The organism is Kitasatospora sp. NPDC091335 (assembly GCF_044757205.1).
GTDB lineage: Bacteria > Actinomycetota > Actinomycetes > Streptomycetales > Streptomycetaceae > Kitasatospora.
This window is the reverse complement of the sequence record NZ_JBIVUM010000010.1, coordinates 75,394-97,809: the sequence shown is the minus strand read 5'-3', so window position 1 is coordinate 97,809 and position 22,416 is coordinate 75,394. Positions and strand designations below refer to the sequence as shown.

General features: G+C 72.8%; 19 protein-coding genes and 1 pseudogene. 18 read left to right on the top strand and 2 right to left on the bottom strand.

What is annotated here, in order from left to right; all coding sequences use genetic code 11:
- Window positions 1-131 precede the first annotated feature (131 nt).
- Window positions 132-959: a thioesterase family protein gene (locus ACIQOW_RS21900; protein ID WP_401087436.1), complete on the top strand. Its 828-nt coding sequence runs from the start codon at window positions 132-134 to the stop codon at window positions 957-959.
- 210 nt (window positions 960-1,169) lie between these two features.
- The gene (locus ACIQOW_RS21895) at window positions 1,170-2,087 is read left to right on the top strand and encodes a hypothetical protein (protein ID WP_401087435.1); all 918 of its coding nucleotides are present in this window, start codon (window positions 1,170-1,172) and stop codon (window positions 2,085-2,087) included.
- Between the two features lie 137 nt (window positions 2,088-2,224).
- Here the strand turns inward: ACIQOW_RS21895 and ACIQOW_RS21890 are convergent, their stop codons facing one another.
- Window positions 2,225-2,728, bottom strand: a complete 504-nt coding sequence (locus ACIQOW_RS21890) for a transcriptional regulator (protein ID WP_188297230.1) — start codon at window positions 2,726-2,728, stop codon at window positions 2,225-2,227.
- A 329-nt stretch (window positions 2,729-3,057) separates the two neighbouring features.
- On the opposite strand from ACIQOW_RS21890, the gene pyrR reads away from it, so the two are divergent.
- From pyrR to ACIQOW_RS21820, 14 genes are all read left to right on the top strand, one after another.
- Window positions 3,058-3,681, top strand: coding sequence for a bifunctional pyr operon transcriptional regulator/uracil phosphoribosyltransferase PyrR (gene pyrR, locus ACIQOW_RS21885; RefSeq protein ID WP_188297231.1), 624 nt, complete (start codon window positions 3,058-3,060; stop codon window positions 3,679-3,681).
- A gap of 5 nt (window positions 3,682-3,686) precedes the next feature.
- A complete protein-coding gene (locus tag ACIQOW_RS21880; protein WP_401087432.1) occupies window positions 3,687-4,676 on the top strand; it encodes an aspartate carbamoyltransferase catalytic subunit in 990 nt (329 codons plus the stop codon).
- Window positions 4,673-5,977: a dihydroorotase gene (locus ACIQOW_RS21875; RefSeq protein WP_401087430.1), complete on the top strand. Its 1,305-nt coding sequence runs from the start codon at window positions 4,673-4,675 to the stop codon at window positions 5,975-5,977. Before ACIQOW_RS21880 ends, ACIQOW_RS21875 begins: the two co-directional genes overlap by 4 nt.
- Window positions 5,977-6,582, top strand: coding sequence for a hypothetical protein (locus tag ACIQOW_RS21870; protein WP_401087428.1), 606 nt, complete (start codon window positions 5,977-5,979; stop codon window positions 6,580-6,582). The genes ACIQOW_RS21875 and ACIQOW_RS21870 overlap by 1 nt, the downstream gene beginning before the upstream one ends.
- Window positions 6,579-7,736 carry a glutamine-hydrolyzing carbamoyl-phosphate synthase small subunit gene (gene carA, locus ACIQOW_RS21865; protein ID WP_401087426.1) on the top strand — a complete coding sequence of 386 codons (1,158 nt, stop codon included), beginning with the start codon at window positions 6,579-6,581 and terminating at the stop codon, window positions 7,734-7,736. Before ACIQOW_RS21870 ends, carA begins: the two co-directional genes overlap by 4 nt.
- A complete protein-coding gene (carB, locus tag ACIQOW_RS21860) occupies window positions 7,729-11,037 on the top strand; it encodes a carbamoyl-phosphate synthase large subunit (RefSeq protein WP_401087424.1) in 3,309 nt (1,102 codons plus the stop codon). The genes carA and carB overlap by 8 nt, the downstream gene beginning before the upstream one ends.
- Window positions 11,038-11,136: 99 nt before the next feature.
- Window positions 11,137-12,240 (top strand): quinone-dependent dihydroorotate dehydrogenase, encoded by a 1,104-nt coding sequence (locus ACIQOW_RS21855; RefSeq protein ID WP_188297237.1) that lies wholly within the window; start codon window positions 11,137-11,139, stop codon window positions 12,238-12,240.
- A 41-nt stretch (window positions 12,241-12,281) separates the two neighbouring features.
- Window positions 12,282-13,115 carry an orotidine-5'-phosphate decarboxylase gene (pyrF, locus tag ACIQOW_RS21850; protein WP_401087422.1) on the top strand — a complete coding sequence of 278 codons (834 nt, stop codon included), beginning with the start codon at window positions 12,282-12,284 and terminating at the stop codon, window positions 13,113-13,115.
- Window positions 13,116-13,468: 353 nt separating this feature from the next.
- The gene (gene mihF, locus ACIQOW_RS21845; protein WP_030056187.1) at window positions 13,469-13,795 is read left to right on the top strand and encodes an integration host factor, actinobacterial type; all 327 of its coding nucleotides are present in this window, start codon (window positions 13,469-13,471) and stop codon (window positions 13,793-13,795) included.
- A gap of 49 nt (window positions 13,796-13,844) precedes the next feature.
- Window positions 13,845-14,402 (top strand): guanylate kinase, encoded by a 558-nt coding sequence (gene gmk, locus ACIQOW_RS21840; protein WP_188297239.1) that lies wholly within the window; start codon window positions 13,845-13,847, stop codon window positions 14,400-14,402.
- A gap of 37 nt (window positions 14,403-14,439) precedes the next feature.
- On the top strand, window positions 14,440-14,709 hold the full coding sequence (gene rpoZ / locus ACIQOW_RS21835; protein ID WP_188297240.1) for a DNA-directed RNA polymerase subunit omega: 270 nt from the start codon (window positions 14,440-14,442) through the stop codon (window positions 14,707-14,709).
- A 152-nt stretch (window positions 14,710-14,861) separates the two neighbouring features.
- Complete coding sequence (gene coaBC / locus ACIQOW_RS21830) at window positions 14,862-16,079, top strand: bifunctional phosphopantothenoylcysteine decarboxylase/phosphopantothenate--cysteine ligase CoaBC (protein ID WP_401087738.1); 1,218 nt, start codon at window positions 14,862-14,864, stop codon at window positions 16,077-16,079.
- A 151-nt stretch (window positions 16,080-16,230) separates the two neighbouring features.
- Complete coding sequence (metK, locus tag ACIQOW_RS21825; RefSeq protein ID WP_401087420.1) at window positions 16,231-17,454, top strand: methionine adenosyltransferase; 1,224 nt, start codon at window positions 16,231-16,233, stop codon at window positions 17,452-17,454.
- Between the two features lie 91 nt (window positions 17,455-17,545).
- A complete protein-coding gene (locus ACIQOW_RS21820) occupies window positions 17,546-19,627 on the top strand; it encodes a primosomal protein N' (protein WP_401087418.1) in 2,082 nt (693 codons plus the stop codon).
- Between the two features lie 589 nt (window positions 19,628-20,216).
- Here ACIQOW_RS21820 and ACIQOW_RS21815 read toward each other — a convergent pair.
- Window positions 20,217-20,562: pseudogene (locus ACIQOW_RS21815) on the bottom strand (hypothetical protein); the annotation flags it as partial.
- Between the two features lie 309 nt (window positions 20,563-20,871).
- Here ACIQOW_RS21815 and def point away from each other — a divergent pair.
- Both def and fmt read left to right on the top strand, forming a co-directional pair.
- Window positions 20,872-21,417, top strand: a complete 546-nt coding sequence (gene def, locus ACIQOW_RS21810; protein WP_401087416.1) for a peptide deformylase — start codon at window positions 20,872-20,874, stop codon at window positions 21,415-21,417.
- 43 nt (window positions 21,418-21,460) lie between these two features.
- Window positions 21,461-22,399: a methionyl-tRNA formyltransferase gene (gene fmt / locus ACIQOW_RS21805; RefSeq protein ID WP_401087414.1), complete on the top strand. Its 939-nt coding sequence runs from the start codon at window positions 21,461-21,463 to the stop codon at window positions 22,397-22,399.
- Window positions 22,400-22,416 lie beyond the last annotated feature (17 nt).

Sequence of the window (22,416 nt, the reverse complement as noted above, 5' to 3'; positions counted from 1 at the left end):
CTCGGAACGGCCGCCGGACCCGAACACGGGTCCGGCGGCCGTTCCGCGTTTCACCCGGGCGGCGTAGGGTGAGGGCTTACCCATCGGTAACTTGATGTCCGTCAGCACGCGTGAAGGGCAGGTCTCTCCCCATGACCACGGCGATCCGCAGCGAGTTCGACCAGGGCATCGCCCTGACCAGGCACCCCGAGGAGGCCGGCCGCTACGAGGCCGAGCTCGGCGCCGGCTGGCAGATCGGCGGCGGGGTGAACGGCGGACTGCTGCTCGCGGTGGCCGCACACGCGCTGTCGCTGGAGCACGGCACCCACCCGGACCCGGTGTCGATCAGCGGTTACTACCTGTCCGCGTCCACCCCGGGACCCGCCACCGTCCGCACCGAGGTGCTGCGCTCCGGCCGCGGCCTGTCCACCGGTACCGCCTCACTCAGCCAGGACGGCGTCGAGCGGCTGCGGGTGGTGGCCAGCCACGGCGACCTCGCCGCCGCCGACGGTGAGGTGCGCACCAGCGCGCAGCCGCCGCGGCTGCCGCCGCCCGACCAGTGCATCGGCGTCGAGCACGCGCCCAGGGAGCTGATCGCCCAGGCCGCCCTGCTGGAGCGGTTCGACCTGCGGCTGGACCCGGCCACCGTCGGCTGGGCGCTCGGGCAGCCCTCCGGCCAGGGGCGGATCCAGGGCTGGTTCCGGCTCGCCGACGGCCGCGACCCCGACCCGCTGCTGCTCCTGCTGGTCGCCGACGCGCTGCCGCCGGTCACCTTCGACCTGGGCATGCCCGGCTGGGCCCCCACCGTCGAGCTGACCGTCCACCTGCGCGCCAGGCCGGTACCCGGCTGGCTGCGGGTCACCCACGCCACCCGCAACCTGGCCGGCGGCTACTTCGAGGAGGACGCCGAGGTCTGGGACGAGTCCGGCCGCCTGGTCGCGCAGTCCCGCCAGCTGGCCCGGGTGCCCCGGTCGGCCTGACCCGCGGCCCCCGCATTACCGGTGGTTACATTCCTGTGACACGCCGTACGTGTGCGGCGCGCGCGGATGGGGAGGAAGACGGTCAGCGGCATGACCGCCGCGGACCGTCCACCCCTGAAGCCAGGAGCCACTCGTGAGCGAGCGCAGCGAGCGAACAGTCGATAGGTGCGTCTGGGCGAATGCCTCTGCCGAGCGCAGCGAGGTGGGCGCATGAGCCAGAAGGGTCGCGCCCGCCGCAACTCCGACTGCACCGCCGGCGGTTCGCGGCCCGCGGTGCGCGCGCCGCACGGGCCGCAGCGGGCCGGGGGCGCCGAGCAGGCGTTCGTCATCGGGGTGCTCGCCAACGCCGCGGACTTCGCCCGGGCCCGCGCCTGGGGGATCTCCGACGCCCCCGACCACGAGCGCTACCTGGCCGACACCGCCGACCTGCTGGCCGAGGCGCTGGAGCGGTTCGACACCGTCCGGGCCCGGATGTTCCACCCGCAGGACTTCGAGGAGTTCTGCGTGCTGCACGGGCTGGACCCGGCCGAGCCCGCCGCGCGGGACCGCTACCTGGTCAACCCGGCCCTCCAGACCCAGCTGCTCGCCTATCAGGGCGAGGAGCTGGCCGGGGACTTCGTGCCGCGCCTGGTGCGCGCCCGGGAGAACGGGCTGACGCTCTGCCACACCGACCTGCTGCTCGACGGGGGCCTGTACGGGGGCGCGGCCGCGCCCGACGAGGAGCACACCGCCTGGGTGCGCGCCGCCTACCGGCGCGGGGGCGAGGTGTTCCGGCGGATGCTGGTCGGCGCGGGCGCCGGCGTGTACGAGCTGCGCCTGCGGGTGGACGCACCCGGCGGGCAGCTGAACGCGGCGGCGCGGGTGCTCCAGTGGGAGGACGGCGTGGTCCGGATCAACGACGAGGACCTGGAGCTGGTCTGCGCGGTGCTCTGCGCCGGGCTGGCCCTGGAGCTGCCGGGCGTCGCGGTGCTGCACGGCTCGCAGGGCTCGGCCGCCTCCTGCGGGGAGTACCTGCCGGCCTCCTGGGCCTGGTCGAGCGGCGGGCAGGACTGGGCGCCCGCGGACCGGCAGGTCCGGCTGGACGGGGTGTCGGCGCAGCCCGGCTACAGCCTGGACACGGTCTGCTGACGCCTCCGGCCGTGCCACGCACCGCGGCGCGGCCCCCGCTCTGGGGAGCCGCGCCGTGACGTTTCTGCTTGCCAGCACAGGTGAAAAACGTGCTGGGCCGTGCCTGGATCCGCTGGCGGGAGCCGGTGCGGCGAGGCTCAGCTCACGTCTTCCTCGCGCACCGCGCGGCGCGCGTCGGGGTTCAGTACGCCCCACGAGATGAGCTGCTCGGTGAGGATCGACGGCGACTGGTCGTAGATGACCGCCAGGGTGCGCAGGTCGTCCTGACGGATCGACAGCACCTTGCCGTTGTAGTCACCGCGCTGGCTCTGGATGGTCGCCGCGTAGCGCTGGAGCGGGCCGGCCTTCTCGGAAGGGACCTGGGTCAGTCTCTCCAGGTCGAGCACCAGGCGCGGCGGCGGCTCTGCCGCGCCGCCGGGGGTGCCGCCGGGCAGCAGCTCCTGGACCGGGACGCCGTAGAACTCGGCCAGCTCGGCCAGTCGCTGCACGGTGACCGCACGGTCGCCGCGCTCGTACGAGCCGACGACGACTGCCTTCCAGCGCCCCTGGGACTTCTCCTCGACACCGTGCAGGGAGAGACCCTGCTGGGTGCGGATCGCTCGGAGCTTGCCTCCGAGTTGCTTCGCGTAGTCGCTGGACATTGATCTCCCCGGACGAGATTGTTTCGCGTTCAGTGGTGGGTCACGGGCGATTGTCGACGCCGTTACCGGTGGGTCCGACGTCCGTCTCGTAACTCACTGTGAGGTTACGTAGAGTAAGGTAGTTGCGTCAAGCCGAATGGGGCAGTCGTGCGAATGGCCCGCATCGTCGGCGCGTCCGGGGTGTTAACCCAGGGAAGCGGAATGGTGGCCGTCCGTTTGCGATCCAGTGCGCTGCTAGGATGACCGAAGCCCGCGCCCGGTCGGCGGGGGCCATCCCAGACATCCTTTAAGACCCGTCCAGTGAGGCGGGGAAGGAGGTCCGCTTCGGCATGACCACCAACCACGAACCGACGCCCCGGCCGCCCCACCAGGTGCTGGACGGCACGGACATCGCCCGGGTCATCACCCGGATAGCGCACGAGATCGTCGAGCGCGCCAAGGGCGCGGAGGACGTCGTGCTGCTCGGCATCCACACCAGGGGCGTCCACCTCGCCCGCCGGCTGCACGCCCGGCTGGCCCAGATCACCGGGCGCGAGATCCCGCTGGGCACCCTGGACATCACCATGTACCGGGACGACCTGCGGCTGAAGCCCGCCCGCGCCCTGGAGCACACCGAGATCCCGCCCGGCGGCATCGACGGCAAGCTCGTCGTCCTGGTCGACGACGTGCTCTTCTCCGGCCGCACCATCCGGGCCGCGCTCGACGCGCTGAACGACATCGGGCGCCCGCGCGCCGTCCAGCTCGCCGTCCTGGTCGACCGCGGCCACCGCGAGCTGCCGATCCGCGCCGACTACGTGGGCAAGAACCTCCCCACCTCGCTGCGCGAGGCCGTGCAGGTGCGCCTGTCCGACAGCGACGGCGTGGACGCCGTCCTGGTCGGCGACCGCGACCACGCCGCCCGCAGCTCCCAGGCCCTGGCCTCCAGGCCCACCGAACCGCACCTCCCGGAGTAACCCGCGTGAAGCGCCACCTCGTCTCCGCCGCCGATCTCAGCCGCGACGACGCGCTGCTGATCCTGGACACCGCCGAGGAGCTGGCCCAGCTCTCCGGCCGGGCCGTCAAGAAGCTGCCCACGCTGCGCGGCCGCACCGTCGTCAACCTCTTCTTCGAGGACTCCACCCGGACGAAGACCTCCTTCGAGGTCGCCGAGAAGCGACTCTCGGCCGACGTCATCAACTTCTCCGCCAAGGGCTCCTCGGTCTCCAAGGGCGAGAGCCTCAAGGACACCGCGCTGACCCTCCAGGCGATGGGCGCCGACGCGGTGGTCATCCGCCACCACGCCTCCGGTGCCCCGGCCCGGCTGGCCCAGTCCGACTGGCTGCACGGCAGCGTGATCAACGCCGGTGACGGCACCCACGAGCACCCCACCCAGGCGCTGCTCGACGCCTTCACCATGCGCCGCCACCTCAACCCGGGCGGCGGCAACGACCTGGCGGGCCGCCGGGTGACCCTCGTCGGCGACGTGCTGCACAGCCGGGTCGCCCGCTCCAACGTCCACCTGCTGAACACCCTCGGCGCCCAGGTCACCTTCGTCGCCCCGCCGACGCTGCTGCCGATCGGCATCGAGAACTGGCCCTGCGAGATCAGCTACGACCTGGACAGCGTGCTGCCCAAGACGGACGCGCTGATGATGCTGCGGGTGCAGCGCGAGCGGATGAACGCCGCGTTCTTCCCGACCGAGCGCGAGTACAGCCGCCGCTACGGCATGAACGGCCGCCGGATGGCCCAGCTGCCTGACCGGGCGATCGTGATGCACCCCGGCCCGATGGTCCGCGGCATGGAGATCACCGCCGAGGTCGCCGACTCGCCGCGCTGCACCGCGATCGAGCAGGTCGCCAACGGCGTGTCCGTCCGGATGGCCGTCCTCTACCTGCTGCTCGGCGGCGCCGTCTTCGCCGACGCGTCCACCGACGCCCCCCGTACCGACTCCGTGGAGACCGCCAAGTGACCAGCTACCTGATCCGCAACGCCAAGATCCTGGGCGGAGCCCCGCAGGACCTCCACCTCGCCGACGGCGTGATCAAGGAGATCGGCACCGGCCTGGCGGTCGAGGCGGACATCGACATCGACGCCACCGGGCTGGTCGTCCTGCCCGGCCTGGTCGACCTCCACACCCACCTGCGCGAGCCCGGCCGCGAGGACGCCGAGACGGTGTTCACCGGCACCCGGGCCGCCGCGATGGGCGGCTTCACCGCCGTGCACGCGATGGCCAACACCACCCCGGTGGCGGACACGGCCGGCGTGGTCGAGCAGGTCTGGCGGCTCGGCCAGGAGGCCGGCTACTGCGACGTGCAGCCGGTCGGCGCCGTCACCGTCGGCCTGGGCGGCAAGAAGCTCGCCGAGCTCGGCGCGATGCACGAGTCCGCCGCGGGCGTCCGGGTCTTCTCCGACGACGGCAAGTGCGTGGACGACGCGGTGCTGATGCGCCGCGCCCTGGAGTACGTCAAGGCCTTCGACGGCGTCGTCGCCCAGCACGCCCAGGAGCCGCGGCTGACCGAGGGCGCCCAGATGAACGAGGGCCAGGTCTCCGGCGAGCTCGGGCTCGGCGGCTGGCCGGCCGTCGCCGAGGAGTCGATCATCGCCCGCGACGTGCTGCTCGCCGCGCACGTCGGCTCCCGGCTGCACGTCTGCCACGTCTCCACGGCCGGCTCGGTCGAGATCATCCGCTGGGCCAAGTCCAAGGGCTGGGACGTCACCGCCGAGGTGACCCCGCACCACCTGCTGCTCACCGACGAGCTGGTCCGCAGCTACGACCCGGTGTACAAGGTGAACCCGCCGCTGCGCACCGCCGAGGACGTCCAGGCGCTGCGCGAGGCGCTGGCCGACGGCACCATCGACGCCGTCGCCACCGACCACGCGCCGCACCCGGCCGAGGACAAGGACTGCGAGTGGGCCGTGGCCGCGATGGGCATGGTCGGCCTGGAGACCGCGCTGTCGGTCGTGCAGCAGACCATGGTCGACACCGGCCTGCTGAACTGGGAGGGCGTCGCGGACCGGATGTCGCACCGCCCGGCCCGGATCGGCCGGCTCGCCGGGCACGGCCGGCCGGTCTCGGTGGGTGAGCCCGCCAACCTCGTGCTGTTCGACCCCGCGTACCGTGGTGCCGTGAACCCGGACAGCTTCGCCACCCGCAGCCGCAACACCCCCTACAAGGGCCTGGACCTGCCCGGGCGGGTGCACGCCACCTTCCTGCGCGGCCGGGCCACCGTGCTGGCCGGCGAGCCGGTCGAGCAGGACGGCACGCGGTGATGGACCACGCCGCACTCGCCCAGGAACAGGCGAAGGTCACCAACTGGCCCGGCTACATCGGCTGGTCCGTCGGCCTGCTGATCCTGATCGGCCTCGTCTACTGGCTGATGCGCCAGGGCTGGAACTGGCGGCGCACCCTGCAGTCCGGCATCCCGCCGCTGCCCGCGGTGCCGGCCAGGGCCGGGCGCACGATCCTGGAGACCAGCGGGCGGTACCACGGCACGACCACCGCGGGGAACTGGCTCGACCGGGTCGTCGCGCACGGCCTCGGCACCCGCAGCCGCGCCGACCTCACCCTCGGCGAGGACGGCCTGCTGGTGCAGCGCCCCGGCGCCGTCGACTTCTGGATCCCGGCCGACCGGCTGACCGGTGCCCGAACGGACTCCGGGATCGCCGGCAAGGTCGTCCCCTCCGGGCTGCTCGTCGTCACCTGGACCCTTGCCCAGGCCCCGGCCGGGGAGGCCGCCGTGGACACCGAGCCGGACACCGAGCTGGACTCCGGCTTCCGGGCCGACCACCCCGACGAGCACGCCGCCTGGGTCGAGGCGATCACGCAGCTCGCCACACGTACGAAGACGAAGAAGACGGAAGAGGCCGCCAAATGACCGCACCTGCCCCCACCACGCAGCGCCAAAGGCGGGAGCGTACGCCTGCCGTGCTCGTCCTGGAGGACGGCCGGACGTTCCGCGGCGAGGCTTACGGCGCCACCGGCGAGACCTTCGGCGAGGCGGTCTTCAACACCGGCATGTCCGGCTACCAGGAGACCCTCACCGACCCGTCGTACCACCGCCAGGTGGTCGTCATGACCGCCCCGCAGATCGGCAACACCGGCTGGAACGACGAGGACGACGAGTCCAAGCGGATCTGGGTCGCCGGCTACGTGGTGCGCGACCCCGCCCGGGTCGCCTCCAACTGGCGCTCCCGCCGCTCGCTCGACGAGGAACTGGTCGCCCAGGGCGTCGTCGGCATCAGCGGCATCGACACCCGCGCGCTGACCCGCCACCTGCGCGAGCGCGGCGCGATGCGCTGCGGCATCTTCTCCGGCGAGGCGCTGGCCGACCAGGCCGCCCTGCTCGCCCGGGTGCAGCAGTCGCCCGAGATGAAGGGCGCCGACCTGTGCGCCGAGGTCGCCACCACCGAGCCGTACGTGGTGCCCGCGATCGGTGAGAAGCGCTTCACCGTCGCCGCGCTGGACCTCGGCATCAAGGCGATGACCCCGCAGCGGATGGCCGAGCGCGGCATCGAGGTGCACGTGCTGCCGTCCGACTCGACGCTGGAGGACGTCTACGCGGTGAACCCGGACGGCGTCTTCTTCTCCAACGGCCCGGGCGACCCGGCCACCGCCGACCACCAGGTCGCCGTCGCGCAGGGCGTGCTGGAGCGCGGGACCCCGTTCTTCGGGATCTGCTTCGGCAACCAGATCCTCGGCCGCGCACTGGGCTTCGGCACCTACAAGCTCAAGTACGGCCACCGCGGCATCAACCAGCCGGTGCAGGACCGCACCACCGGCAAGGTCGAGGTGACCGCCCACAACCACGGCTTCGCCGTGAACGCCCCGCTGGACAAGGTGAGCGACACCCCCTTCGGGCGGGTCGAGGTCTCCCACGTCTGCCTCAACGACGACGTGGTCGAGGGCCTCCAGGCGCTCGACGTCCCCGCGTTCAGCGTGCAGTACCACCCCGAAGCGGCCGCCGGTCCGCACGACGCCGCCTACCTGTTCGACCGCTTCGTGAAGCTCCTGGAGGGCCAGCGTGCCTAAGCGCACTGACATCAAGTCCGTCCTGGTGATCGGCTCCGGCCCGATCGTGATCGGCCAGGCCGCCGAGTTCGACTACTCGGGTACGCAGGCCTGCCGGGTCCTCAGGGCCGAGGGCCTGCGGGTCGTCCTGGTCAACTCCAACCCGGCCACGATCATGACCGACCCGGAGATCGCCGACGCCACCTACGTCGAGCCGATCACCCCGGAGTTCGTCGAGAAGATCATCGCCAAGGAGCGCCCCGACGCGCTGCTGCCGACCCTGGGCGGCCAGACCGCGCTCAACACCGCGATCTCGCTGCACGCGGCGGGCACGCTGGAGAAGTACGGCGTCGAGCTGATCGGCGCCGACGTCGAGGCGATCAACAAGGGCGAGGACCGCGAGCTCTTCAAGGGCGTCGTCGAGGCCGTCAACGCCAAGATCGGCCACGGCGAGTCCGCCCGCTCGGTCATCTGCCACACCATGGACGAGGTGCTGGCCGGCGTCGACACGCTCGGCGGCTACCCGGTCGTCGTCCGCCCCTCCTTCACCATGGGCGGCGCCGGCTCCGGCTTCGCCCACAACGAGGAGGACCTGCGCCGCATCGCCGGCCAGGGCCTGACCCTCTCGCCGACCACCGAGGTGCTCCTGGAGGAGTCCATCCTCGGCTGGAAGGAGTACGAGCTGGAGCTGATGCGCGACAAGAACGACAACGTCGTGGTCGTCTGCTCCATCGAGAACTTCGACCCGATGGGCGTGCACACCGGTGACTCGATCACCGTCGCCCCGGCGATGACCCTCACCGACCGCGAGTACCAGATCCTGCGCGACGTCGGCATCGCCGTCATCCGCGAGGTCGGCGTCGACACCGGCGGCTGCAACATCCAGTTCGCCGTCAACCCCGACGACGGCCGGATCATCGTCATCGAGATGAACCCGCGCGTCTCCCGCTCCTCGGCGCTCGCCTCCAAGGCCACCGGCTTCCCGATCGCCAAGATCGCCGCCAAGCTGGCCGTCGGCTACACCCTGGACGAGATCCCGAACGACATCACCGAGGAGACCCCGGCCTCCTTCGAGCCGGCCCTCGACTACGTCGTGGTCAAGGTGCCGCGGTTCGCGTTCGAGAAGTTCCCGAGCGCCGACGCGACGCTGACCACCACCATGAAGTCGGTCGGCGAGGCGATGGCCCTCGGCCGCAACTTCCCCGAGGCGCTCCAGAAGGCGCTGCGCTCGCTGGAGAAGAAGGGCTCCCAGTTCTCCTGGACCGGCCCGGTGGGCGGCAAGGCCGAGCTGCTGGAGAAGGCGGCCGTCCCGACCGACGGCCGGATCAACACCGTGATGGAGGCCGTCCGGGCCGGCGCCACCCCGGAGGAGGTGTTCGAGGCCACCAGGATCGACCCGTGGTTCGTCGACCAGCTCTTCCTGCTCGACGAGATCGCCGGCGAGCTGGCCGAGGCCGCCGAGCTCACCCCCGAGCTGCTGCGCCACGCCAAGCGGCACGGCTTCTCCGACCAGCAGATCGGCGAGATCCGCGGCCTGAAGCCGGACGTCGTCCGCGAGGTGCGCCACGCCCTCGGCATCCGCCCGGTGTTCAAGACCGTCGACACCTGCGCCGCCGAGTTCGCCGCCAAGACCCCGTACTTCTACTCGTCCTACGACGAGGAGAACGAGGTCGCCCCGCGCACCAAGCCCGCGGTGATCATCCTGGGCTCGGGTCCGAACCGCATCGGCCAGGGCATCGAGTTCGACTACTCCTGCGTGCACGCCTCCTTCGCGCTCGCCGACGCCGGGTACGAGACCGTCATGGTCAACTGCAACCCGGAGACCGTCTCCACCGACTACGACACCTCCGACCGGCTCTACTTCGAGCCGCTCACCCTGGAGGACGTGCTGGAGATCGTCCACGCCGAGCAGCAGGCCGGCCCGCTCGCCGGTGTGATCGTCCAGCTCGGCGGCCAGACCCCGCTGGGCCTGGCCCAGGCGCTCAAGGACAACGGCGTGCCGATCGTCGGCACCCAGCCCGAGGCGATCGACCTCGCCGAGGAGCGCGGCGCCTTCGGCCGCGTGCTGCGCGACGCCGGCCTGCCCGCGCCCAAGCACGGCACCGCCTTCTCCTTCGAGGAGGCCAAGGCGATCGCCGACGAGATCGGCTACCCGGTCCTCGCCCGCCCGTCCTACGTGCTCGGCGGCCGCGGCATGGAGATCGTCTACGACGAGGCCTCGCTCGCCTCGTACCTGGAGCGCCACGCCGGTCTGATCTCCGAGCACCCGGTGCTCATCGACCGCTTCCTGGACGACGCGGTGGAGATCGACGTCGACGCGCTCTACGACGGCACCGAGCTGTACCTCGGCGGCGTCATGGAGCACATCGAGGAGGCCGGCATCCACTCCGGCGACTCCGCCTGCGCGCTGCCCCCGATCACCCTCGGCGGCCACGACATCAAGCGCCTGCGCACCTCCACCGAGGCCATCGCGCGCGGCGTCGGCGTCCGCGGCCTGATCAACATCCAGTTCGCCCTCTCCGGCGACATCCTGTACGTCCTGGAGGCCAACCCGCGCGCCTCCCGGACCGTCCCGTTCACCTCCAAGGCGACCGCCGTGCCGCTGGCCAAGGCCGCCGCCCGGGTCTCGCTCGGCGCCACCATCGCCGAGCTGCGCGCCGAGGGCCTGCTCCCGGCCGAGGGCGACGGCGGCACGCTGCCCGCCGACGCGCCGATCGCGGTCAAGGAGGCCGTGATGCCGTGGAGCCGCTTCCGCGACATCCACGGCCGCGGGGTGGACACCGTGCTCGGCCCGGAGATGCGCTCGACCGGCGAGGTCATGGGCATCGACAAGGTCTTCGGCACGGCCTACGCCAAGGCCCAGACCGGTGCCTACGGCGCGCTGCCGACCAAGGGCAAGGTCTTCGTCTCGGTGGCCAACCGGGACAAGCGCAACCTGGTCTTCCCGGCCCGCGCGCTGGCCGGCCTCGGCTTCGAGCTGCTCGCCACCGCCGGCACCGCCGAGGTGCTCCAGCGCGGCGGCATCCCGTCCACGCTGGTGCGCAAGCACAGCGAGGGCGAGGGCCCGAACGGCGAGCGGACCATCGTCCAGCTGATCCACGACGGTGAGGTCGACCTCATCATCAACACGCCGTACGGCACCGGCGGCCGCCTCGACGGCTACGAGATCCGCACCGCGGCCGTGGCCCGCGCGGTGCCCTGCCTGACCACCGTCCAGGCGATGGGCGCGGCCGTGCAGGGCATCGACCGGCTGCTGCGCGAAGAGGTCGGGGTGATGTCGCTCCAGGAGCACGCCGAGCTGATCAACGCCGGCCGCAAGTAGCACCACCGCAGTGGGGGGCACCGGAGCCTTTGGGTGCCCCCCATATCCATGCCCACTTCCATGCCACGTACGGTCCGCGCCGCGGGAGTTGAACCACCCTTGTACAAGTTCCTCTTCGATCTCGTCTTCAAGAAGATGGACCCGGAGAAGGCCCACCACCTGGCCTTCTTCTGGATCCGCCTGGCCTCCTCGGTGCCCGGCCTGCGCACCCTGGTGCGGCTGGTGCTCGCCCCGCGCGACCGGGCCCTGCGCACCGGCGCCCTCGGCCTCGACCTGCCGGGCCCGTTCGGCCTGGCGGCCGGCTTCGACAAGAACGGCGTCGGCATCGACGGCCTGTCGATGCTCGGCTTCGACTACGTCGAGATCGGCACCGTCACCGGCGAGCCCCAGCCCGGCAACCCGGAGCCCCGGCTGTTCCGCCTGGTCGAGGACCGCGCGCTGATCAACCGGATGGGCTTCAACAACCAGGGCTCGGCCCGGGTCGCCGCCCGGCTGGCCGCCCGCCCGCACACCAGCTCCACCCCGGTGCTCGGCGTCAACATCGGCAAGACCAAGGTGGTCGAGGAGGCCGACGCGGTCGCCGACTACGTGAAGTCCACCGAGCGGCTGGCCCAGTACGCCGACTACCTGGTGGTCAACGTCAGCTCGCCGAACACCCCCGGGCTGCGCAACCTCCAGGCCGTGGACCACCTGCGGCCGCTGCTCTCCGCCGTCCGCGAGGCCGCCGACCGGACCACCGCGCACCACGTGCCGCTGCTGGTCAAGATCGCCCCCGACCTGGCCGACGAGGACGTCGACGCGGTCGCCGACCTCGCCCTGGAGCTGGGCCTGGACGGCATCATCGCCACCAACACCACGATCGGCCGCGAGGGCCTGCGCACCGACGCCGGGCGGGTCGAGGAGATCGGCATGGGCGGCCTGTCCGGCGCCCCGCTCAAGGCCCGCGCCCTGGAGGTGCTCCAGCGGCTGCGCGCCCGCACCGAGGGCCGGCTGACCCTGGTCTCGGTCGGCGGCATCGAGACCGCCGAGGACGCCTGGCAGCGGATCGTCCACGGCGCCGACCTGGTCCAGGGCTACAGCGCCTTCATCTACGAGGGCCCGTTCTGGTGCCGGCGGATCCACAAGGGCCTGTCCGCCAAGGTCCGCGAGGGCGGCTTCCGCAGCCTGGCCGAGGCCGTCGGCAGCGCCGTGCGCAGCTCCTGAACCCCTCCCACCACCCCAGGCCACCCCAGGAAAGAGACGACATGACCCTCGCCCCGTTCGGCGCCCGGCTGCGCAAGGCCCTCGACACCCGCGGCCAGCTCTGCGTCGGCATCGACCCGCACGCCTCCCTGCTCGCCTCCTGGGGCCTCGGCGACGACCTCGCCGGGCTGGAGACCTTCAGCCGCACCGTGGTCGAGGCGCTGGCCGACCGGGTGGCCGTGCTCAAGCCGCAGGCCGCCTTCTTCGAGCGCTTCGGCAGCAAGGGCGTCGCCGTGCTGGAGAAGACCGTCGAGGAGGCCAGGGCGGCCGGCGCGCTGGTCCTGATGGACGCCAAGCGCGGCGACATCGGCTCCACCATGGCCGCCTACGCCGAGGCCTTCCTGTCGCCGGGCAGCCCGCTGTTCTCGGACGCCGTGACGGTCAGCCCGTACCTGGGCTTCGGCTCGCTGCGCCCGGCCCTGGACCTGGCCAGGGAGCAGGGCTGCGGCGTCTTCGCGCTGGCGCTCACCTCCAACCCGGAGGGCGCCGAGGTGCAGCGCGCGGTGGGCGCGGACGGCGAGCCGGTCGCGGCCTCGGTGCTGCGGCAGCTGGCGGCGGAGAACGAGGGCGCCGCGCCGCTCGGCTCCTTCGGCGCGGTGGTCGGCGCGACGCTGGCCGACGCGGGCGTGGAGCTGGCCATCAACGGCCCGCTGCTGGCCCCCGGGATCGGCGCCCAGGGCGCGACCATGGCGGACCTGCCGCGGGTGTTCGGCGGCGCGGTGATCAACGTGGTGCCGAGCGTGAGCCGCGACGTGCTCAGGCACGGCCCCTCGGTGACGGCCCTGCGGGAGGCGGCGGAGCGCTTCGCCGGGGAGTTCGCGGACGCCGTCGGGTAGCCGTCGGGCCGGCCGGCGAGGTAGCCGCGCCGTGACCGTGCGCAGTGTCCGCAGGACGGCGGCGGCGCCCGGGAGTTGACGTGAGCGCCGTCACATCGGACCCGTCAAAGTTTCGCAATCGCGGTCATTTTGCCCTGGAAAGTCCTGGTCGGCCTTGGCTGACCAGGACTTTTCGTGTTCTTTTCCTGACGCGGAGCCGCAATCCGGGTAGTGTCCGGCGATAGGTCATCGGCGAGGCGCGATTTTCGTGGCTCCCGCAGGTCAGGGCCTTGTGGTTCCCCTTGCGGACGGTGTCCTCGGTACCGAACCAGTCATAGCTCAATCCCATCCATCCACACCCTGAGGTGAACGGCGTGGCTCTTCCGCCCCTTACCCCTGAACAGCGCACCGCCGCGCTCGCCAAGGCCGCCGAGGCTCGCCGGGAGCGCGCCGAGGTGAAGAACCGGCTCAAGCACTCCGGCGCCTCCCTGCACGAGGTGATCAAGGCCGGCAAGGCCGACAACGACGTCATCGGCAAGATGAAGGTCTCGGCTCTGCTGGAGTCCCTTCCGGGCGTCGGCAAGGTCCGGGCCAAGCAGATCATGGAGCGCCTCGGCATCAGCGAGAGCCGGCGTGTCCGCGGCCTCGGAACGAACCAGATCGCTTCCCTGGAGCGGGAGTTCGGCGGTGGCGCCGCCTGACCGTGCCCCCGTGGTCCCAGGATCCCCCGCGATCCGGGATAATCGGTGCATGAGTGAGCGTCCGCGGCTGACCGTGCTCTCCGGCCCTTCGGGGGTCGGCAAGAGCACGGTCGTCGCTCATATGAGGAAGATGTACCCCGAGGTCTGGCTCTCGGTGTCGGCGACGACCCGCCGCCCGAGGCCCGGCGAGAAGCACGGGGTCCAGTACCACTTCGTCGACAACGACGAGTTCGACAAGCTGGTCGCCAACGGCGAACTGCTGGAGTGGGCCGAGTTCGCCGGGAACCGCTACGGGACCCCGCGTGCGGCCGTGCTGGAGAAGCTGGAGCGCGGCGAGCCGGTGCTGCTGGAGATCGACCTCCAGGGCGCCCGGCAGGTGCGCGAGTCGATGCCCGAGGCGCAGCTGGTCTTCCTGGCTCCGCCGAGCTGGGACGAGCTGGTCCGCCGGCTGACCGGCCGGGGCACCGAGTCGCAGGACGTGATCGAGAAGCGGCTGGAGGCGGCCAAGATCGAGCTCGCCGCCGAGCCGGAGTTCGACACGACCCTTGTCAACACCTCCGTCGAGCAGGTAGCGGCCGAACTGCTAGCCTTGCTCGGTGTAGCCTGACCTGTCTGTCTTTTCCACCCTTTCGGAAGGTTTTAGCGTGTCCTCTTCCATGACCGCGCCCGAGGGCATCATCAACCCGCCGATCGACGAGCTGCTCGAGGCCACCGACTCCAAGTACAGCCTCGTGATCTACGCCGCCAAGCGCGCGCGCCAGATCAACGCGTACTACTCCCAGCTGGGCGAGGGCCTGCTGGAGTACGTCGGCCCGCTGGTCGACACCCATGTGCACGAGAAGCCGCTGTCGATCGCGCTGCGCGAGATCAACGCCGGCATGCTGACCGCCGAGGCGGTCGAGGGCGCCGCCTGAGGCAGCCCCGCACCTTTCCCGGAGGGCCCGGCGGAATCGTTTCCGCCGGGCCCTCCGGCGTTCCCGCTCGCGGGTGGGGCGCCGTGCGGGTGCCGTCCCGGGGGTCGTAGGGTGAGCGGGTTCCGGATCGGGAGAAAGGTCGGTACGTGACTGTGGACGCCCCCCGCGTGGTCCTCGGCGTGAGCGGCGGGATCGCCGCGTACAAGGCGTGCGAGCTGCTGCGCCGCTTCACCGAGTCCGGCCACCAGGTGACCGTGGTGCCGACCGCGGCCGCGCTGCACTTCGTCGGCGAGGCGACCTGGGCGGCGCTCTCCGGGCGCCCGGCCGCCACCGAGACCTGGGAGCGCGTGCACGAGGTGCCGCACGTGCGGATCGGGCAGCAGGCCGACCTGGTGGTGGTCGCCCCGGCCACCGCCGACCTGATCGCCAAGGCCGCCCACGGCCTCGCCGACGACCTGCTGACCAACACCCTGCTCACCGCCCGCTGTCCGGTCGTGGTCGCGCCCGCCATGCACACCGAGATGTGGGAGCACCCGGCCACCAGGGACAACGTCGCCACGCTGCGCCGCCGCGGCGTGATCGTGCTGGAGCCGGCCGTCGGGCGGCTCACCGGCAAGGACACCGGCAAGGGCCGGCTGCCCGAGCCGTCCGCGGTCTTCGACGCCTGCCGGGCCGTGCTGCGCCGCGGCGGGGCGGTGCCGACCGACCTCGCGGGCCGGCACGTGGTGGTCTCGGCCGGCGGCACCCGGGAGCCGCTGGACCCGGTGCGCTACCTGGGCAACCGGTCCTCCGGCAAGCAGGGCTACGCGCTCGCCGTGACGGCCGCGGCGCGCGGGGCCAGGGTGACGCTGCTCTCGGCCAATGCCGAGCTGCCGGACCCGGCCGGGGTGGACGTGGTGCACGTCTCGACCGCGCTGGAGCTGCGCGAGGCCGCGCTGGAGGCCGTCCGGGACGCGGACGCCGTGGTGATGGCCGCGGCGGTGGCGGACTTCCGGCCCGCGGAGTACGCGACCGGCAAGATCAAGAAGGTCGAGGGGACCGAGCCGGCGCCCGTCGCCCTGGTCCGCAACCCCGACATCCTGGCCGAGCTGGCGGCCCACCGGGCCCGTTCGGGTCAACTCGTGGTGGGCTTCGCGGCGGAGACCGACGACGTGCTCGCCAACGGCCGGGCCAAGCTCGTCCGCAAGGGTTGTGACCTGCTCGTCGTGAACGAGGTGGGCAACGGCAAGGCCTTCGGCCGGGACGTCAACGAGGCCGTGGTACTGGGCTCGGACGGCAGTGAGACGGCCGTTCCGGTGGGTCCGAAGGAGGCGCTCGCGGACGTGGTCTGGGACCTGGTCGCGAAGCGGCTGGAATCGGTCGCGATGTGATCGGAACCGGTCGCGCGGCGGGCGAGAATTCCTGAAGCGGGTGACGTTCGACGGAACCAGACCGTTAGACTCCTGGAATCAAGTCTTTCCGGAGATCCCCGGCCCGCCCGGGGAGCTTCAGTCAGCAGCCGCTGCAACCCCAGGGAGCGCTGTGTCTCGCCGCCTGTTCACCTCGGAGTCCGTGACCGAGGGACACCCCGACAAGATCGCTGACCAGATCAGCGACACCATCCTTGACGCTCTCCTGCGGGAGGACCCGACTTCCCGGGTCGCCGTGGAGACGCTCATCACCACCGGCCAGGTGCACGTGGCCGGCGAGGTGACCACCAAGGCGTACGCGCCGATCGCCCAGCTCGTCCGGGACAAGATCCTGGAGATCGGCTACGACAGCTCCAAGAAGGGCTTCGACGGCGCCTCCTGCGGCGTCTCGGTGTCCATCGGTGCCCAGTCGCCCGACATCGCGCAGGGCGTCGACACCGCGTACGAGGCACGGGTCGAAGGCGCCACCCAGGGGGACGACGGCGACGACCTGGACAAGCAGGGCGCCGGCGACCAGGGCCTGATGTTCGGCTACGCGTCCGACGAGACGCCCGAGCTCATGCCGCTGCCGATCACCCTGGCGCACCGCCTCTCCCGGCGGCTGACCGAGGTGCGCAAGAACGGGACCATCCCCTACCTGCGCCCCGACGGCAAGACCCAGGTCACCATCGAGTACGACGGCGACAAGGCCGTCCGCCTCGACACCGTGGTCGTCTCCACCCAGCACGCCAGCGACATCGACCTGGAGTCGCTGCTCACCCCGGACATCCGCGAGTTCGTGGTCGAGCCGGAGCTGAAGGCGCTGGCCGAGCAGGGCATCAAGCTCACCACCGAGGGCTACCGCCTGCTGGTCAACCCGACCGGCCGCTTCGAGATCGGCGGCCCGATGGGCGACGCCGGCCTCACCGGCCGCAAGATCATCATCGACACCTACGGCGGCATGGCCCGCCACGGCGGCGGCGCCTTCTCCGGCAAGGACCCGTCCAAGGTGGACCGCTCGGCCGCGTACGCGATGCGCTGGGTGGCGAAGAACATCGTCGCCGCCGGCCTCGCCCGCCGCGCCGAGGTGCAGGTCGCGTACGCGATCGGCAAGGCCGAGCCGGTCGGCCTGTTCGTGGAGACCTTCGGCACCGAGACGGTGCCGGTCCTCTCCATCCAGAACGCCGTCTCCGAGGTCTTCGACCTGCGTCCGGCCGCGATCATCCGCGACCTGGACCTGCTGCGCCCGATCTACTCCCAGACCGCCGCCTACGGCCACTTCGGCCGTGAGCTGCCGGACTTCACCTGGGAGCGCACCGACCGGGTGGAGCAGCTGAAGGCCGCCGTGCAGGACTGACGTCCGCAGCGCGAGGAGCGGCGCCCGTCCCCGTCCGGGGGCGGGCGCCGCTTCGTGCATTGTCGGTGTGACCTGGTAGTAGTTGGTGACGATGAGCAGCACAGGGGAGAACGGGGCCGGCGAGCCGGAGCAGCTGGCGTTCATCCGGGAGACGGTCAAGCGGGCCAAGCCGCGCACCTGGCACGGGGCCAAGCCGGCCGAGCACCTGCCGGTGGCCCGGGTCGTGGTGGACAAGGGCGTGCTCACCATCGACAAGTTCTTCGACTACGCGGTGCCGGCCGGCATGGCCGAGGAGGCCCAGCCGGGGGTCCGGGTGCGGGTGCGGTTCGGGGCGCGGGTGGTGAAGGGCCAGCGCGAGGGCGGGGAACTGCACGACGGGTTCATCGTCGCCCGGCTGGAGAAGAGCGACTTCGCCGGCCCGCTCGCCCCGCTGGCCCAGGTGCTCTCGCCCGAGCCGGTGCTCACCCCGCAACTGCTGCGGCTGTGCCGCACCGTCGCCGACCGGTACGCCGGGACGCTGGCCGACGTGCTTCAGCTGGCCGTCCCGCCCCGGCACGCCAAGGCCGAGGCCGAGCCCTCGCCGCCGCCGCTGCCGGCCCCCGCCGCGCCCGCGCCCGGCGGCTGGCAGCGCTACCCGGCCGGGCCGGACTTCCTCGCCGCACTGGCCGGCGGCGGCTCGCCGCGCGCGGTCTGGCCGGCGCTGCCGGGGCCCGGCTGGCCGTACGAGATCGCGCGGGCGGTGGCGGCGGCGCTGGCGAGCGGGCGCGGGGCGATGGTCGTGCTCCCCGAGGGGCGCTCGGTGGCCCGGGTCGACCAGGCGCTGACCGAACTGCTCGGCCCCGGGATGCACGTGGCGCTGGAGGCCGACCTCGGCCCGCGCGAGCGCTACAAGCGCTGGCTCGCGGTGAGCCGGGGCTCGGTGCGCGCCGTGATCGGGACCAGGGCCACCATGTTCGCCCCGGTCCGGGACCTCGGCCTGATCGTGGTCTGGTCGGACGGGGACGGCAGCCACAGCGACCCGCGCGCCCCGCACCCGCACGTGCGGGAGGTGGCGCTGCTGCGCGCCGCGGACGAGGGCGCGGCGGTGCTGCTCGGCGGGCACGCGGTGACGGTGGAGGGCGCGCAGCTGGTCAGCACCGGCTGGGCGCGCCCGCTGGTCGCCGACCGGGAGACGGTGCGGCAGGTCGCGCCCAGGGTGCGGACCGTCACCGACCAGGACCAGCACCGGGACGCCGCCGCACAGGCCGCCCGGCTGCCCTCGGTGGGCTGGGAGGCCGCCAGGGAGGCGCTGGCCGCCGGGCACCCGGTGCTCATCCAGGTGCCCAGGCGCGGCTACGTGCCCAGGCTGGCCTGCGGGCGCTGCCGCACGCCCGCCCGCTGCCGGCGCTGCGAGGGGCCGCTGGAGGCGCCCTCGGCGGACGCCCTGGTCTGCGGCTGGTGCGGGGAACAGGAGAGCGACTGGCACTGCCCCGAGTGCGGATCCTTCCGGCTGCGGGCCCAGGTGGTCGGGGCCCGGCGGACCGCGGAGGAGCTGGGCAAGGCGTTCCCGCGCATCCCGGTGCGGACCTCGGGCCGGGAGGCGGTGCTGACCACCGTGCCGGACGAGCCCTCGCTGGTGATCTCCACGCCGGGCGCCGAGCCGGTGGTGGAGGGCGGCGGCGGGTACGGGGCCGCGCTGCTGCTGGACGGCTGGGCGCTGCTCAGCCGGCCCGACCTGCGGGCGGGCGAGGAGGCGCTGCGGCTCTGGCTCGCGGCGGCCGCGCTGGTGCGGCCCTCCACGGAGGGCGGGACGGTGGTCGTGGTCGCCGAGCCCTCGGCCCGTCCGGTGCAGGCGCTGGTGCGCTGGGACCCGCTGGGGCACGCCGGGCTGGAGCGGGACGAGCGGGCACAGCTGCACTTCCCGCCGGTGTCGCGGATGGCCGCGGTGAGCGGGAGCCCGTCGGCGGTCGCGGACCTGCTGAACCTGATCCGGCTGCCGGAGGGGGCGGACGTGCTCGGGCCGGTGCCGGTGCCGGCGCTGCGGGGGGAGGAGCAGGAGCGGGCGCTGGTGCGGGTGGCGCCCGGGCAGGGGAACGCGCTGGCGGCGGCGCTCAAGGCGGCGCAGATCGCGCGGATCGCGCTGCGGACGGCGGAGCCGGTGCGGGTGCGGGTGGATCCGATGGACATCGGCTGAGGGGTCTGCTTCTGCCCGGGGGGCGGCGACAGGGCCTGGTGGAGTGGTGAGTCGGCGGGGCGGTGAGCGGGTGGGGCCTGGCGGGGCGCCGGGGTGTCCGGGTGAGCGGGTGGGGCGGGGTGAGTGGGCCACCCCGCCCCGGAGGGCCCGGTTGCGGGGCTCGGTCAGCCGCGCAGCGGGATGCCGGGTCGGTCCGCCTGGGAGCGGTCGACGGGGGTGCCGCGGTCGGTCGGTGCGCGGTCGACGGGGGTGCGGTCGATGGGGATGTGGTCCATCGGGCCGCGGTCCATGGGGATGTGGTCCATGGGGGTGCGGTCGACGGGCATGTGGTCCATCGGGCCGCGGTCCAGTGCGGTGCGGTCGATGGGGGTGCGGTCGAGCGAGGTGCGGTCCAGACCGCCGCGCTCCAGGCCGGTTCGGTCGAGGCTGCCCCGCTCCAGGCTGGCGCGGTCCAGGCCGCCCTGGCGGGCCGCCGGGACGGTCGTGGCCAGACCGGTGCGCTCGGTGCCGACGGCGGGCAGCTCCTCGGAGCGGTCCGGGCGGCCCTGGCCGGGAACGCCGCCGCTCGCGGCGAGGAGTTCGCTGGTCGGGCGGCGCATGCCGTAACGCCGGTGTACGGCCTGCTTGGTGACCCCGAGGGCGGAGCCCACCGAGTCCCAGGAGAAGCCCAGCGCCCGGTCGAACTCGACCGCCGCCGCCACCAGGGTCTCCACGCTCTCCCGCAGTTCCTGCGCCAGGCGCACGGTCGGCGCCGGCGCCCGCCCGTACACCACGAAGCCGGCCGAGGTGCTCGGTCGGCGCGGACGGTAGACGTTGCCCAGTTGAGCGGTGAGCGTCCGCAGCGCGTCGACCTGCCGCCTCACCCGCTCGATGTCCCGCACCAGCAGGTGCAGGCTCGCCCTCGCCCGGGCGTCGTGGTTGATCTGCTCGGCCATGGCCTACGTGCCACCTTCCGTACGGTTCAGCTCGGCCGGGACTCGGTGTCCCGTGTGCCCGGCCCCGGTCAATCTCTCTTGACAACGCCGAATCGGGGGCCGGGGTAACGCGGCTCGGCACAGTCGGGGTGTGGCGGAGGCCGATCAGGGCCAGGGAAGGGGGTTCCGGCGGGGTGGGGGAGGGGCAGGGAGAGGAAGGGGAGGGGCCGGGACGAGGGGGCGCGGGACGTCCGGGCGGGTTGCATAGACTGGCGGGTGAACCAGTAGCCGACCGCAGCCCGCGCCCCAACGGACAGGAGCCCGCACCCCGTGGCGATCCAGCCGATCCGTCTCTTCGGAGACCCCGTCCTGCGGGCCACCGCCAAGCCGGTGACCACCTTCGACAAGGAACTGCGCAAGCTGGTCGCCGACCTCACCGAGACCATGCTGGACGCCCCGGGAGCCGGCCTCGCCGCGCCCCAACTCGGCGTCTCGCTGAGGGTGTTCACGTACCACGTGGACGGCGTCACCGGGCATCTGATCAACCCGGACCTGTCGCTGAGCGAGGAGGAGCAGGACGGCCCCGAGGGCTGTCTGTCGCTGCCCGGCCTGCGCTACGACACCAGGCGCGCGTACGGCGTGGTGGCCAAGGGCTTCACCATGTACGGCGATCCGGTGACGCTGGAGGGCACGCAGCTGCTCGCCAGGTGCATCCAGCACGAGACCGACCACCTGGACGGCATCATCTTCATCGACCGGCTCGACCGCGAGCAGCGCAAGGCCGCGCTCAGGGCGATCCGGGAGGCGGACTGGGACGGCGGGCGGGCCCCGGTGGTCAAGGTCTCGCCGCACAGCACCTTCGGGTCCGCCCGCTGAAGCCCGCTGGATTCCTGAACTTCTGTTTGCAGAAAGGTACTTGATGCGTCTCGTCTTCGCCGGCACCCCCGAGGTCGCCGTTCCCGCCCTGGACGCCCTGCTCGCCTCGGACCGGCACGAGGTCGTCGCCGTGGTCACCCGCCCCGACGCCCCGGCCGGGCGCGGGCGCAAGCTGGTCGCCAGCCCCGTCGCCCAGCGCGCCGAGGAGGCCGGGATCGAGGTCCTCAAGCCGGCGAAGCCCAGCGACCCGGACTTCGTCGCCCGGCTCACCGAACTCGCTCCCGACTGCTGCCCGGTGGTCGCCTACGGCGCGCTGCTGCGCCCCGGCACCCTGGAGATTCCCAAGCACGGCTGGGTCAACCTGCACTTCTCGCTGCTGCCCGCCTGGCGCGGCGCGGCGCCCGTCCAGCACGCGGTGCTGGCCGGCGACGAGGTCACCGGCGCGTCCACCTTCCTGATCGAGCAGGGCCTGGACTCCGGCCCGGTCTACGGCGTGATCACCGAGGAGATCCGCCCGGCCGACACCAGCGGCGAGCTGCTCACCCGGCTGTCGGTCTCCGGTGCGCGGCTGCTCGCCGCCACCATGGACGGCATCGAGGACGGCTCCCTGCACGCCGTGCCGCAGCCGGCCGAGGGCGTCACCCTGGCACCGAAGATCTCCGTCGAGGACGCGCGGATCGACTGGAACCACCCCGCGCTGCGGATCGACCGCGTGGTGCGCGGCTGCGCCCCGGCGCCCGGCGCCTGGACGGAGTTCCGGGGCGAGCGGCTGAAGGTCACCGGGCCGGTCAGGCTGCTGACGGACTCCGCCGAGCTGGCGCCGGGCGAGGTCGCGATGGCAGGCAAGAACAGCGTCCGGGTCGGCACCGGCAGCCACGACGTCGAGCTGGGCGAGGTGCGTCCGCAGGGCAAGAAGGAGATGCGGGCCGCCGACTGGGCCCGGGGCGCGCGGCTGGAGGCGGGGGAGCGGCTCGGGGGCTGAGCTCCGGGTTTGGCGTT